Below are 12,426 nucleotides of genomic sequence, written 5' to 3' on the forward strand. Positions count from 1 at the left end.
CTTAGAGGTCGTGGCGGATCCACACGTTGGGCTCGACGTACACCGCGTGATCGTGCTCGACGTCGACGTGCACCGGCACGAGCGCCTTCGGCACGATCACGTCCCCGGTCTCGTCGAACGGCAGGCCGGTCCACTCGCGCCACTCGGCCAGGCTGCCTGCGATGACCATCGACCGTGGAGCGACCTGCACGATCGCCCCGCCGGCCTTCACATGCACGCGCAGCCATGGATCCGTGGGGAGACCGTCCTCCCTCACCTGCTTGATGTACTCCGTCATCGGTAGCCGGGCGTCCGTCTTCCCGTTCGGACGGACCGGTGCGAACAGGGCGGTGTGGCCCTTGGCCTTCACCGCAGCGCGCATGGCCTGGAGCATCTCGTGCGACAGGCCGCGGCCCAGGTGCGTGGGCCGGATGAGGATCTCCAAGGCGCTCGAGACGTTCGGCTCGCGTCCGTTGCGCAGGTCCGTGAAGCCCCAGTGCAGGACCCGGTCCCAGCCGCCGGTCGGCAGTTCGGTGCGGTGCTCGTCCGGGAACACGAACGGGATGCTCCGGCCGTGCGCGATCAGTTCACCGTCCTCGGTGGCGACCACGCACTGGTCCGGGAAGTGGCGCGGTACCTGACCCATGAAGGCGTTGCCGATCGGGTCGTTGTGCATGAACGCCGGCCAGGCATCGGCGAACTCGTACATCCGCTCGAGGTATTCAGGCCGCGCGGCGAGGGTGGTGATCACGATCTCCGGCATGCTCGGCAGTCTGACAGCGCACCAGGACGGCTGTCGCGACAATTGCCGTCAGCAGCCCGGCACCGACGAGCGTGCTCTCGGCTCCGGCGACCGCGATGATCGGCCCGCCGATTAGCATCCCGGCAGAACTCCCCGCGTTCACCACGACCGTCTGGCCGGACAACAGCGTTCTGCGCTCGGCGCCCGTCGACGACCGGGTGATGAGGATCGAGATCGCCGCGATGCCCAGTACGACGGCGACACCCGCGAGCGCCCCCAGCACCGCGATCACCGGTGGGGTGCTCCACAGGCCCATGCCGATCCAGCACAGGCCCAACCAGATCCATGCGAAGGCCGCGAGCCGTACCGGCGGGACACGACGTACGACGGCGAGCGAGATGGCGGTGCCGATGACGGAGCCGACGCCGTACCCGGTCATCCCGGCGGCCAGGTAGATGCCCGGCCGGTCCCTCTCGGCACCGATGACCGACAGGCCGAGGGTGAACGCGAACCACGTCACGCAGCCGGTTCCTCGGGTGATCCATCCGTAGAGCACGTCGCGGCGACCTTTAAGGCTGGCGCGGATCGAGGGCGGCTCGCTGGTGGTTGGCGTGCGCTCGGCCTTCACCGTGCAGGCCAGGAGGCCCGACCCGAGCACCGCCATCGCTTCGGTCCACAGGAGGCCGTTGGTCACGCCGGCGGACACCGCGAACGCTGCGATCACCGGGCCGATCGTCATCCCGATCCTGCGGAGGCCGTCCTGCCAGGTGAGGAGTACGACGGCTCTGTCCTTGGCCCAGCGGTCTCCGGTGTCGGCCAGGAGCGCCGAGCGGCCCGGGCCGGCGAGCGCCTCACCACAACCGAGCAGCAGGCCGCTGACGATCAGGATCCCTGGGGTGAGCAGGTCGAGAGCCGCGACCGCGGGCACCATTGCCAAGGCGAGGGCCTGAACGACCGCGATGACCGCCAGCCGGGTGCCGGAGTCGACCCATTGGCGCGCTCTGCGGGCCCACCACGGCGAGAGCAGCACTGGCAGGCCGGCGGCACCACCGACCAGACCGGTCGCGGCGACCGAGCCGGTCTCGTGCAGGATGACCAGCGGCAACGCGACCTGCGTGAACCGGAGCGCGAGGTCCGCCATTCCCCCGCCGGCCAGCAACGCCAGCGCCTCGGTCCGCGCTCTCATACCCTTGATTCTTTGACGTATCAGCTGCCCTCGGTAGGTATCCGATGCTTGGTGCTTGCCATAGGCTGACGCTATGGCCTCATTGCCATCGGTCGAAGACCTCCGGCTGGTGCAGGCGATCGTGCGAACCGGCGCGGTCGGCACCGCCGCGCGCGAACTGCGCGTCTCGCAACCGTCCGCGTCCCAGCGACTGGCCCGCCTCGAACGCATGTGCGGCACCAAGCTGTTCGAGCGCGACACCCGCGGCGCCCGGCCGACCTCAGCCGGCGCCGAGCTCAGCCGCCGGGCCGATCACATCCTCAGCCACCTCGAGGAGGTGTACGACGCCACCCGGGCGGCCGCGACCGGTCAGCGGCTGGTGGTCGGAACGTTCGCCAGCATCGCGGCCGTCCTGTTCCCGATCCTGGACGCCGACCTGCCGGACCTGGACATCGAGCAGCAGGTCGACCACGGCCATTTCCTGGTCGAACGTGTTGCCGAGGGCACCATGGACGCCGCCTTCATCGCGATCGCCGACCAGATGACACTCCCCCGCGGCGCCGTCGCCCGCCGCGTCGGCCGAGACGAACTCGTCCTGTTCGTCCCACCCGGCGCCCGCCCGCCGGGCCGGGGAAAGCATCCGCTGAAGGACCGCCACATCCCGTTCTCCACCTACGACCGGGGCGCCGAGGACATCCACACCCGTCTGGTCGCGCTCGGCGCGCTCCCCCGCCGCGGCGTCACCCTCAACACCACCGTCGCGATGGCTCGCCGCCGTTCCCAACTCGCCCTCGTCCCCCGCAGCGCCTTGGCCACCGAGCTCCGCCCCGGCGAACACCTCACCGCCGCGCCCTTCCGCTACCGCCTCACGCTCTCGCTGATCACGACCCCGACCCCGCCCAGGCCGCTCATCCGCCACCTCCCCCATCTCCGGGCCACGTTGAACTTGTCGTGAACTCCGGCCGCGAAAGGCTTGGAGTGCGGAAGACTCGGGGGCATGAACCTGGGGCGGTTGGCGCGCGGGCGACGGCTGTTGACGGCGTTCTGGGGTACGACGGTCGTGCAGGTGGCGGCCGTTGCCTTCGACGTCAAGATCCTCAAGCAGGCGAGCAAGGCGTCACTGATGCCGCTGCTGTGGTCGTGGTCCCGGAGTCAGGACGCTCCCCCGCTGCTGCAGGCGGCGCTACTGGCGTCCGCGGCCGGGGATCTGCTGCTCGAGACCGACCTCCAGTTGGCCGGCATGGCCGCGTTCGCCGCGGCGCACGCCTGCTATCTGGCTGTCTTCCTCGCCAATCCCGGACAACGGTCCGTGCGCGTTGTCGCGGCGTACGCAGCACTCTGGGCCGCCCTCGTCGCGGTGCTCGCGCCGAGCCTGGGCAACCAGCGCGTCCCGGTCGCGGCGTACGCCTTGTTGCTCACAGCAACCGCCATCGCGTCCCGCTGGCACAACCCACGCAGCGGCCTGGGCGGCACGTTCTTCCTCATCTCGGACGCCCTGATCGCTCTCCGGCTGGCCGGACGCGACTTCCCCGGCCGCGGCGCGCTGTGCATGTCGACGTACGCCGTCGGCCAGTACCTGCTGACCTCAGGCCTCGTCGAGAAAGCGGTCCAGCACCCTGGAGCCGAACTCTAGAGACGAGGTCGGAACCCGCTCGTCGATGCCGTGGAACATGCCCATGAAGTCCAGCTCCGGCGGCAGCTGCAGCGGCACGAACCCGAAGCAGCGCACACCCAGGCGGCTCCACGACTTCGCATCGGTACCGCCCGACATCAGCAGCGGTGCGAACCGGCTCTGCGGGTCCTCGGCCGTGACGCACGCCTTCATCGCCTCGACCAGCCCGCCGCTGAACTCCGTCTCCAGGGCAATGTCCGTCACCACGGTCTCGCGCTGCACCTTGTCGCCGATCAGCTCGTCGAGCGTCGCGTAGAACTCGTCCTCGTAGCCCGGCAGGAAGCGCCCGTCGATGTGTGCCTCGGCGTCACCCGGGATCACGTTCACCTTGTAGCCGGCGCTCAGCATCGTCGGGTTCGTGGTGTTGCGGATGGTCGCGCCGAACATCCGGCTGAACGTGCCGAGCTTCGCCAGCGTCGAGGTCATGTCGTCGGGGTCAAGCTCGATCCCGAGCACGTCCTCGAGCGTCTTCAGGAACTCCCGCACGGTCGGCGTCACCCGCAGCGGCCACTCGTGGTTGCCGATCCGGGTGACGGCCTCGACCAGGTTGGTGACCGCGTTGTCGGTGTTCACCATCGACCCGTGACCCGCCGTACCGCGGGCCTTGAGCCGCATCCAGTTCATGCCCTTCTCGGCGGTCTCGATCAGGTACAGCCGCAGGTCGTCCTTCACCGTGACCGAGAAGCCACCGACCTCGCCGATGGCCTCGGTGCAGTCCGCGATCGTGTCCGGGTGGTTGTTGATCAGCCACTGCGCGCCGTACACGCCGCCGGCCTCCTCGTCGGCGGTGAAGACCAGCCGGACCGGACGCCGCGGCTTCACCCCGGCCCGCTGCCGGGCCCGGACCACGGACAGCACCATCGCGTCGAAGTCCTTCATGTCGACCGCGCCGCGGCCCCAGACGCAGCCGTCGAAGATCTCACCGGCGAACGGGTCGACCTTCCAGTCCTTCGGATCGGCCGGTACGACGTCCAGGTGGCCGTGCACGAGCAGCGGGTCGGCCGACTGGTCCTCGCCCTCCCAGTGCGCCACCAGCGTCGCCCGGCCCGGCTCCGCCTCGTAGATCGTGGACTCGATCCCGACCTCGTCCAGCTTGGCCGCGACGTACTCGGCCGCGACCCGCTCGCCGTTGCTCTTGCCGTTGCCGTAGTTCGTGGTGTCGATGCGGATCAGCTCACTGCAGAGCTCCACCACCTCGGCGTCAGGGGTGTACGACGGACGGTCGCTGGGGGTCGGAGAAGTCATGGGACCATCCTCTCCCACGCCTCCGGTCAGAGCACTTTGAGGCCGTACATCTCCCCCAGCGGGTCCGCGATCAGCTCGATCCGCGCGCCGTCGGGGTCTCGGAAGTAGATCGACGTACCGCTCTCCTCCAGGTACTCCACCCCCGCCGCGTCCAGGTTGTGCCTGAGCCGCTCCCACTTGCCCGGCTCGACCGAGATCGCCAGGTGGTGCAGCCCGCCGAGGACTTCCGCGTACGGGCCGAGGTCGAGGCCGGGGAAGTCGAAGAACGCGAGCAGGTTCCCGTGCCCGATGTCGAAGAAGAAGTGGTTCGAGCCCTCGTAGTCCCGGTTCCCGACGATCTCCGTGAGCGGGAACTCCAGCACCCCCTGGTAGAACCGGATGGTGCGCTCGACGTCGGCGCACAGGAGCGCGACGTGGTGCAGCCCCCGGGCCGAACTCGTTCCGCCCTCCTTCAGGTACGCCGTCCTGATCCGGTCGCGCTCGGCCTCGATCGCGGGCAGGTCGATATCGGTCATACGGGTCCCCCTCAGATCCGGAAGAACAGGTTCAGATAGCGGTCGGCGACGGCACGATCGCCCCGGATCGTACCGGCGTTGCTCCGGCCGAACGCGGTGAGCACGAAGCTGCCTGGGTCGAACTCGATCACGGTGGCCAGGCCGTCGACGTTCCCGGGCTCGTAGTCCATGCCGTCCGGGCCGACCTTCACGCGGGTGTCGCCGGCGTTCGGCCCGCTGGTGATCCGGATGCCGAGCTCGCACGGATCCTTGGCGCCGGTGGTGTACTTCCACAGCACGAACATGAACGGCACCAGCAGGTCGGCAGCATCACCCGAGAGCCCGTGGGCCCGGCCTGTCCCCTGCCGGATGTCCCAGGAGTGGACGCCGTAGTCCATCAACTGGAACGCGGGGAAGAAGAACGACGGCAGCGGCCCCATGTAGAAGTGCGGCACGTTGAACCCTCCCCACTCCTCCGGCCCGAGCGCGTCGAAGATCTCCATCATCTTGTCGAAGTCCCCACGCAGCCGCTCGACCAACTCGGCCCGCGGCACGGACCGCAGCGCCAGCGCCTGCTTGTCCACCCGCTCAGCCATCCCCGGCAGCCCGTACGCCGCCGGCACCTCCTCGTGCGCCCGGGCAGCATCGAACGCGACGAAGTACGCCTCGGTGGTGTCCGCGATATGCGCCACCACGTCCCGCACCTGCCAATGCCCGGCCCCGGTCGGCGCCTCCCAGACGTCGTCGCTGTCCACCATCTCGAAGAACCGCCCGGCCTCCGCCCGCACCACCCCGAGCAGCGTCTCCTTGCCCTCGAACACCATCCCGTTCCAGCCGCTCACGCCCGTACACCTCCCACCCACGACCCACTCCTTGAATTTCAAACTACGCCTCCCCCGACCCCCTCCAACACCCCCACCAGCCTCGATGTGAATTCCACCCGTGGTCTTTGCTACTGTTCTCCGGTCAGCACCGACCCCGGTGCGACCACTCGTCCGGGTGGCGGAATAGGCAGACGCGCTAGCTTGAGGTGCTAGTGCCCTTCACAGGGCGTGGGGGTTCAAGTCCCCCCTCGGACACGCAACTCTATGAGCCAGGCAGGCGGGCCAGCGCCTTCGCAGCAGAGCCATCGCCCGCCGGGGCTGGGGTGTGAAGGTAGCTGGGCGACTATTCGGGGTTCGGGGAATCGCCTGGCGGCGTGGAAAGACTCAGGTGTGTCCTGATCTGGTATCGATCACCGCGGTAGGCGGCGCGGGTGAACTCGAACCTGCGTCCGTGCTGGTCGCGGGTGGTCCGCTCCAAGATCAGAATCGGAGCCTCTAATGCGAGGCCGAGCAGGGCGGACTCGGTGGCGTCGGCCGCTGCTGCTCCCTGAGTCTGTTCGGCGTCGGTCGGGATCACGCCGTAGTCTTGCTCGAGCAACGCATAGAACGAGTTCTGCTCGATCGCGCGCACGTCGAACTCGGGGACGATCTCTTGCAGGACGTGGATGGTCTCCAGACAGATCGGATCGCCGTTGACGAAGCGTTGCCTGGCGATCCGGAGTACGGCTGTGTTCGGTGTGACCTGGAGTCTGCTCCCGATCAACGTGCCGGCTTGGATCGTGGCGTGGCTGAGAACCCTGCTGGTCCAGGTTCCGGGTGCTGTCGGGTAGGTCGCTCCATGGGTGCCGCTGATCTGTTGAGCGACCTTGGGGCTACCGACGAACATGCCGCGGCCGTGCTCGCGAACCAGCCAGCCATCGCGGACCAAGTCGTCGACCACTGCTCGGAGGGTGGGTCGGGAGATCTCGAGTTCGGCAGACAGTTGGCGCTCGGAGGGTATCGCCTGACCGACCGCTCGCGACTCGACCAGCCCGAGCAGGTACTCGCGCGCCCGATCTCGTTTTCGCAGGCTGCCTACCACGAGGACCCATCCTTAGTGATGCCGGAAGGTCCGTATGTTACGCCGCTCGCCACGTCGGATCGCTGACCGGACGCGGTTCCGCCTGGTGTGTGGCGCAGGAGTCAGGCCCGGGCCTGACTCCTGCGCCGCAGCTCGTGGCAGAGCTCAGTGTTCCGGCGGCTGGTAGTTCTCGCAGCTCCCGGTGTTGCTCAAGGAATCCTGGTAGGTGGTGTCGTGCTTGCGGTATTTCTCCACGCGGGCATCGGCCTGTGCTGGCGAGACGGTCTCGTTCTTGGCGTAGTAGGCCCAATCGACCTGCTCGCGGTACTCACTTGTTGCCGTGCCCTGGTGCCCGTCGAGATCGATGAACCACAAGTTCCAGTTCATGCTCATGTCCTGACGCGGCAGGATGGTGTTACCGTCCTGGTCGACGGTGTGGTCCGCCGTGAGCTTGCCGTCTATGTAGTACCTGACGTGGCCGTTGCCGACCTGCGTGACATAGGTATGCCAGCCGTTCAGCGACCTGTCCTGGCGGCTCTCCGCGGTTCGCGCGTCCCACGGGTCCTCTCGGAAGGTGTGCCAGCTCGTCTGAAAGTTGACTGGGCCCGTCTCTCCCCAGCCTCCGTTCGGCAGGTACTCGGTGAAGTCGAGCTCGCTGTAGATCGGGTCATAGTCGAACTTCGTCGGGCCGATGGCGAACGCGGTCTCGTTGATGTGGTCGCCGTCCGGTCCGGTGGCCGGGCTGTCGGCGTACCGGACGCGGGTCGCGTAGGTGCCGTTCCGCAGATTCATGGTGGTCCGGCGGAGCTCGGAGTTGGTCGTCCCGGCGACCGTGCCGTCCGTCGTTGCTCGGAGCTGAGCGACCTTCTGGCCGCCGGTGGTGACGAAGGAGACGTTGCTCGCCGGCCAGGCAGTGCCCGGGACGCCTGGGCCACCCATTTCACTCCGCGCGTTCCAGCCGTGGTCGCCGAGAGCAGGGTCGGTGGCCGACGCGTACTGGAAGTCGTCGAACAGTACGCCGCACTTGCCTGACACGCGGTCGGCCTGACCGGTCGAACCGACGGCAGCAGAGGCGCCGCTCACCATCGAGGCGATCGTCGCGGCGGTGGCGAGGAAGATGGTCGTTCTCTGACGTGACATGGCTCTTCGGATCTCCTTCGCGGCAGGAATGGGCGGAAGCCCGCGTCGTGGTCGAGCATGAATGCCACCAGAGTGAACTGCAAGAGTTCCGACAAACTTTTCGAATGGACGCAGCATAAGCACTATTCGGTGGAGATCGTGACCTGTTCACTGGTAAATACCAACAACTGGTGGCGGCGATTTATACCGAGGTAGTGAACGTGAGTCCGTGCATGGTGGCGTGCCGGCGCCATCGGCGGAAGTTCCGCCTCCCGGCTTCGCAGTCATTCGCGGCGCCCACAGCGATCATCAACCTGCCCCGGTGCCGGGCAGGACGCCCAGATGGTATTTACCACTCGCGCACAGACCGAAGCCCCAGTCTCCGCACCCGGGTGGCTGCCACCGGGACGACAGTTGGTTGGGGCTGGGCGTAACCGGGCCGGAGATCCGGTCCCCCCGCTCCTGGCCCTCGCCGAGCCGACGTCGGTCGGTCTCGCTGCTCACCGCACCGTGGGTCGGTCGCCCACATTTGGATCGAGCCCGGGGATCCACTTCGGACCGTCACATTGGTGCTAAAGGTCTCCGGACCGAGGTTTACGGAATTCGATCGGGAACCTCGGGGTCGAGTTCGAGGCGTGTGGTTAAGGTGCATGTTCCTGTCGATGACCTGTTCGCTGTGGCGGCACGTCAGCGAGAGCCGAAGCGACGAGTAGAGCTCACTGAGCTCCTCCAGTCTGGCGGTGCCAAAGGCCCTCGCAACATCGCCCAGCTCGTCGCCGCACATCTCAGGTTCTTCTCGATTCAGATCCCTCTGCCTCGGCGCAGCTGTGAGCGCCGTCTCGCCCGCTCACGTCTGCCGTAACGGCCGCGTTGTACGGCTCCCGCAACTCGGTCGGATCCCAGCCGGCATCCATCTTCTTCATCACGGTCTCAGCCGCCGCCACGCCCGACTCGCAACCGATCGATGTGCTCGACCAGATCGTCTGCGAGTCATCAGCTTCGACAGGCGCAGTGATCGTCATGGTCCGATGCATCGGACCCACCGGTTGAGCTGCGTGACGATATCCCCACGAAGATAGATCCGCGGCGGCTGCGCCAACGCAGTCGCAGAGCCAGGCACCAGTCTGCGTTGGACCAGTAGTAGATCGTCGCCCCGTGCCGCGCCGCGCCCTCCATCTTCCGAGCGCAGATCTTGCACCTGATCCCCCGCGGAACTTGTGGACGCGCTCGTTCGACGTCGTCCGCCGCTCGACTGACGACCGTCCAGACCGTCCACCCGACCTCCGCTTGCGCTTCTCGAGCTGAGCCGCGGTGAACGTCTCGACCGAGACGACCGCAGGGCGCGCCGCTTGCCTCGATCGAACGATCTTCGCCTGCGGCGACCGCCGGACCTTCACGAAGTCCGACCACGAGGTCGACCAGACCAGGTCCGCCGAACGCCGGCGAGTTAATGGGTTCGCCTGGCGGGCCGCCGGGGCTGAGGATGAGTGCGATGACTACTACTTCTCCCCGAGCGGTTCGCTTCGTCGAGATGACCAGTACCGCGCTGAGGGCGTTGCTGGCCGACGACCGTCCCGCAGCACAGACAGAGCTCGGCTTCCCACTCGGCGACGAGTTCCTCACTGACCGGGCCAAGTGGCTCTGGCAGTACCGCCTCGATCAGCTGACCCGGGATCCAACCACCTTCGGGTGGCTCGTCAAGCTCGTCGTGGCCGACGAGACCGTGGTCGGCTACGCCGGCTTCCACGGTCCACCCGACGAGGCCGGCATGGTCGAGATCGGCTACACAGTCGACCCGCCGTACCGGCGACAGGGTTTCGCCAAGGCGATCGTGACCGCGCTCCTTGAACGAGCGGCGGCCGAACCCGCAGTACGGACCGTGCGCGCCACGATCAGCCCCACCAACCAGGCATCGCTGGCCACCATCGCAGGCTTCGGCTTCGTCGAGAACGGCGAACAGTGGGATGAGGAGGACGGCCTGGAACTCATCTTCGAACGCCCCAGCCGCTGACACGAACGTGGCTCGGCCGCGTGTCACGTCGGGTGCCAGGGTCGGCGTAGCAATTCAAGCCGCGGCCCAATCTTCGCCCCAGAGCACACCGGCTCAGTGAAGGTATCCCCTACCAGCGTGAAGACCGCATCGATGCCATCATCAGGCTAACCGCTCGCGCCGACGCACAGGTCAGAGCTCCGGACCAGCGACGTCCTCGGCCGGCCGGGCTCTGTGATGTCGTGGTACGGCGCGTCTCCGCAGGCATGACGCTGACCAGTTGGTCGGGAGGTGCGCCCAGCGAGTCGCAGCCGCCTTGCTGCGCGGATCTCCGATTCATAAGGGCGCTGATACACGCAGAGCACTCGCCAGTCCGACGAGGTGCGTGCACCTGCCGAACCATCGGTTCCGCGCGCCATGATGCCGCGTCGCAGTCACTCGCCGTTCTTCTTGGATCGAAGGATGATGGTGGTGTCAGCCGGTGCGCGGGTACCGCCGGCGGGCTGCTGAGTGACGACGACCCAATTGCGATCGTTGATCAGCAAGCGTCCTTTCCCCGTCGATCACCTCGATCAGATCGTCCGATGCCGGGGTCCACGCTCCATCGATGTACAACCCGTGACTGTCCACAGCGTCCCTTCGGTCGTCGCCACGCCGGACACTAAGTGGACGAATTTGCACGTCAACGGATCAAAATCATCCGTGTACTGCCGCAAACCGGAGGAAATCGATCGCAGCCGGACCGCACCGAACAGATCAACCCACCGTCCCCACACCACCGGCCATCCAATTGCTGAGGAGCTTGCGGACCGTCGGTTGTTGAGTCCGGGGGAACCCTTCGAGCACTGTTCATGCGCATCGCACACGTGTGGTCAGTACACGCGATCGGTCACTCAGCGCAACCTGCGGTCGCCAATTATCGACCTCGGCGATTTGCCATACCTCGGTTGTCGCGCTCGAATCCATTCTCTGGAGACCGACTGGACCAGGCGGGAACGACTGCTCCGCGCGGACGGACCAGCCCGCACGGCACGGCTGGGGTCGGTACTGCGCGACCGGGCCGGGTCGGCAACGGCTCGGCGCAGGAGTTGTACTGCGCCGGTGGTCGGGCCGAGAGGTCCTGTACTGGCGAACGCCGCTGGGCGACTCGCTCGCCGCATCCGATCGCCGACGAGTGACCGCAGCTGGTCAGCGTGGTGGGCGGAGTACCGCGAACGGGTCCGTGACGGTCAGCTCGCGGGCCATGAACGTGTAGACGGTCGCTGGACGGCCGCCGCTCTGGCCGGGGCTGGCTCGCCGCTCGGTCGGGTCGATCACGTGCCGCCGTGTCAGGACGCGGGTGAGATTGGTGGCGCCGAGCTCATACCCCAGTGCGGCGCGGAACAGATCACGCAGCTCGGCAATGGTGAACTCCATGGGAGCCAGCGCGAACCCGATGCTCGTGGACGACAGTTTCGCCCGCAGCCGCCCGACCGCGGCATCGATGAAGTAGTGATGGTCGAACGCGGTCCGCGGCAGGTCGTCAACCGGATGCCAGAGCGTGTCGGACGGAAGCTCCGGCCGTACGTCGGCTGGCCGGGCCGCCGGCGAGAGGTGTGATACCGCAGGTCTCGCCGGCTTGACCGGGTCCAGCCCTTCTTTGTGGTCCCGTACGGAGGTCGAAACGGTTAGGCTCCACCTGAGGGCGCCGGGCGCAACTACCTTTCGAGGAAAGTACCGACCCCGGCTTTGCTGGACATCAAAGGGGGGATCGTATGACGGAGCCGTCCAATGCCTGGCAGCTCGACGCCATCACGTACTCCGGGGGCACGCAGGACGGACTCAGCGCCAATGTGAAGCTGTCCCACGCTGGGGAACAGGTTCACGCCGAGGGTTCTGGCACCGGGCTCATCGACGCGGTGTGCCATTCGATCTCGCATGCGACGGGCGTGGAGGCGCGGGTAGTCGCGTTCCGGGCCTACTCAGTCGGCCCGGGCAGCGAGGCTGTCGGAGAAGTCGAGCTCGAAGTGGAGCTGCCGCGCCGTAGGGTTACGGTCCGGGCGTCGTCCACCGATGTCGTCGAGGCCGCCGGGCTTGCCCTCGTCGCGGCCATCAACCAGTACAACGCAAAGCTGCCGGCACGAGGCTGAGTCCAGC

Annotated in this window: 13 protein-coding genes and 1 tRNA gene; 5 read left to right on the top strand and 9 right to left on the bottom strand. The window is 67.3% G+C overall.

What is annotated here, in order from left to right; all coding sequences use genetic code 11:
• Window position 1 precedes the first annotated feature (1 nt).
• Window positions 2-742: an N-acetyltransferase gene (locus tag ACGFH6_RS29165; protein ID WP_393390342.1), complete on the bottom strand. Its 741-nt coding sequence runs from the start codon at window positions 740-742 to the stop codon at window positions 2-4.
• Window positions 702-1,907, bottom strand: a complete 1,206-nt coding sequence (locus ACGFH6_RS29170) for an MFS transporter (RefSeq protein WP_393390345.1) — start codon at window positions 1,905-1,907, stop codon at window positions 702-704. The genes ACGFH6_RS29165 and ACGFH6_RS29170 overlap by 41 nt, the downstream gene beginning before the upstream one ends.
• Window positions 1,908-1,980: 73 nt before the next feature.
• On the opposite strand from ACGFH6_RS29170, the gene ACGFH6_RS29175 reads away from it, so the two are divergent.
• Together ACGFH6_RS29175 and ACGFH6_RS29180 are read left to right on the top strand one after the other, a co-directional pair.
• A complete protein-coding gene (locus ACGFH6_RS29175) occupies window positions 1,981-2,841 on the top strand; it encodes a LysR family transcriptional regulator (protein WP_393390348.1) in 861 nt (286 codons plus the stop codon).
• 42 nt (window positions 2,842-2,883) lie between these two features.
• Window positions 2,884-3,519, top strand: a complete 636-nt coding sequence (locus tag ACGFH6_RS29180; RefSeq protein WP_393390351.1) for a lysoplasmalogenase family protein — start codon at window positions 2,884-2,886, stop codon at window positions 3,517-3,519.
• Here the strand turns inward: ACGFH6_RS29180 and ACGFH6_RS29185 are convergent.
• The 3 genes from ACGFH6_RS29185 to ACGFH6_RS29195 are packed head-to-tail and all read right to left on the bottom strand — an operon-like array spanning window position 3,472 to window position 6,139.
• Complete coding sequence (locus ACGFH6_RS29185; protein WP_393390353.1) at window positions 3,472-4,803, bottom strand: M20/M25/M40 family metallo-hydrolase; 1,332 nt, start codon at window positions 4,801-4,803, stop codon at window positions 3,472-3,474. The genes ACGFH6_RS29180 and ACGFH6_RS29185 overlap by 48 nt on opposite strands.
• A gap of 26 nt (window positions 4,804-4,829) precedes the next feature.
• Window positions 4,830-5,318, bottom strand: a complete 489-nt coding sequence (locus ACGFH6_RS29190; RefSeq protein WP_393390356.1) for a VOC family protein — start codon at window positions 5,316-5,318, stop codon at window positions 4,830-4,832.
• An 11-nt stretch (window positions 5,319-5,329) separates the two neighbouring features.
• On the bottom strand, window positions 5,330-6,139 hold the full coding sequence (locus ACGFH6_RS29195) for a maleylpyruvate isomerase family mycothiol-dependent enzyme (protein WP_393390358.1): 810 nt from the start codon (window positions 6,137-6,139) through the stop codon (window positions 5,330-5,332).
• A gap of 151 nt (window positions 6,140-6,290) precedes the next feature.
• On the opposite strand from ACGFH6_RS29195, the gene ACGFH6_RS29200 reads away from it, so the two are divergent.
• Window positions 6,291-6,376: transfer RNA gene (locus ACGFH6_RS29200), tRNA-Leu, on the top strand.
• Between the two features lie 88 nt (window positions 6,377-6,464).
• Here the strand turns inward: ACGFH6_RS29200 and ACGFH6_RS29205 are convergent.
• From ACGFH6_RS29205 to ACGFH6_RS29215, 3 genes are all read right to left on the bottom strand, one after another.
• Window positions 6,465-7,202, bottom strand: coding sequence for a GntR family transcriptional regulator (locus tag ACGFH6_RS29205; RefSeq protein ID WP_393390361.1), 738 nt, complete (start codon window positions 7,200-7,202; stop codon window positions 6,465-6,467).
• A 144-nt stretch (window positions 7,203-7,346) separates the two neighbouring features.
• Complete coding sequence (locus ACGFH6_RS29210) at window positions 7,347-8,321, bottom strand: glycoside hydrolase family 16 protein (RefSeq protein ID WP_393390364.1); 975 nt, start codon at window positions 8,319-8,321, stop codon at window positions 7,347-7,349.
• Window positions 8,322-9,085: 764 nt separating this feature from the next.
• Window positions 9,086-9,322 carry a hypothetical protein gene (locus ACGFH6_RS29215; protein ID WP_393390367.1) on the bottom strand — a complete coding sequence of 79 codons (237 nt, stop codon included), beginning with the start codon at window positions 9,320-9,322 and terminating at the stop codon, window positions 9,086-9,088.
• Window positions 9,323-9,792: 470 nt separating this feature from the next.
• On the opposite strand from ACGFH6_RS29215, the gene ACGFH6_RS29220 reads away from it, so the two are divergent.
• On the top strand, window positions 9,793-10,311 hold the full coding sequence (locus tag ACGFH6_RS29220) for a GNAT family N-acetyltransferase (RefSeq protein ID WP_393390369.1): 519 nt from the start codon (window positions 9,793-9,795) through the stop codon (window positions 10,309-10,311).
• Between the two features lie 1,167 nt (window positions 10,312-11,478).
• Here the strand turns inward: ACGFH6_RS29220 and ACGFH6_RS29225 are convergent.
• Complete coding sequence (locus ACGFH6_RS29225) at window positions 11,479-11,922, bottom strand: hypothetical protein (RefSeq protein WP_393390568.1); 444 nt, start codon at window positions 11,920-11,922, stop codon at window positions 11,479-11,481.
• 122 nt (window positions 11,923-12,044) lie between these two features.
• Here ACGFH6_RS29225 and ACGFH6_RS29230 point away from each other — a divergent pair, with 122 nt between their 5' ends.
• The gene (locus ACGFH6_RS29230; protein WP_393390372.1) at window positions 12,045-12,419 is read left to right on the top strand and encodes an alpha-isopropylmalate synthase regulatory domain-containing protein; all 375 of its coding nucleotides are present in this window, start codon (window positions 12,045-12,047) and stop codon (window positions 12,417-12,419) included.
• The last annotated feature ends 7 nt before the right edge of the window (window positions 12,420-12,426 follow it).

The organism is Kribbella sp. NPDC049227 (genome assembly GCF_043197265.1).
Classification (GTDB): domain Bacteria; phylum Actinomycetota; class Actinomycetes; order Propionibacteriales; family Kribbellaceae; genus Kribbella.